2 protein-coding genes are annotated in these 826 nt (G+C 40.4%); both read left to right on the top strand.

The features are described 5' to 3' along the window. Nucleotides 1–195, top strand: a 195-nt coding sequence (tnpB, locus tag ACYQ2O_RS12480; RefSeq protein ID WP_459796737.1) for an IS66 family insertion sequence element accessory protein TnpB, incomplete at its 5' end; no start/stop codon positions are given. Nucleotides 196–294: 99 nt separating this feature from the next. Continuing rightward, the coding region (locus ACYQ2O_RS12475) for an IS66 family transposase zinc-finger binding domain-containing protein (RefSeq protein ID WP_459796736.1) at nt 295–826 on the top strand (532 nt) is incomplete at its 3' end.

The following is an 826-nucleotide window of genomic DNA, read 5'->3' as shown; positions in this document are numbered from 1 at the left end:
TTCAAAGCTCTTTATTGGGAAGGCGACGGCTTCCTTCTCTTATATAAGCGTTTAGAGAATGGGAAATTGAATTGGCCGCGTAACCAGAACGAGATTCAACAATTAAGTGCACAACAGCTGCGTTGGCTGCTTGAAGGACTATCTGTTAACCAAAAAGTTTCTATAAAACCTGCGGTTAAAGGGAGTATAGCCTAAAAAACGAGAGAGAAATTGATAAAAAAATCAATGGCTCTCTCGTTTTCTTTTCCTGATTAGTGTAAAATTTAAGTATTATTTATGTGAGGAGAAGCAGGCATGTCTATCAAGAGCGACAAACAGTTTGAAGTGATTATTGAAAAGTTGGACCAGCTACTAGAAGAAAACAAACAACTGAAGACCCTTATCGCTCAGAAAGATGATGAGCTTTCCCTACAGAAAGAACAAATCGAATTTTTAACTCAGAAATTATACGGCCCAAAGAAGGAAACGTTGAACGGTGATCCAAACCAGGGCAACCTCTTCAACGATCTCCTTTTTAGCGAACCAGAGCAGACTGGTGACCAAAGCGACGAAGAAGAAGTTATAGTCACAACCGTTAACCGTCGCAAAAAACGTAAAGGGTTAAAAGACAAGCAGTTGTCTTCTCTTCCTACTGTTGACCACATTCATGAAATTGAGTCTTGTACGTGTCCAACATGTAAAGAAGGAATGAAAGAAATCAGCACACAACTCATCCGTCAGGAAGTTAAATTTATCCCGGCGAGAGTTGAAAACCACAGACATTTCCAGAAAACATATGCCTGCGCGAACTGTGAGAAAAGCGGAACGCGCACGCCTTTTGCAAAAT

The sequence above is a fragment of the Alkalibacterium sp. m-11 genome (assembly GCF_054658155.1).
The sequence above is the reverse complement of the archived record's forward strand: the minus strand, read 5'-3'. Positions and strand labels throughout refer to the sequence as shown.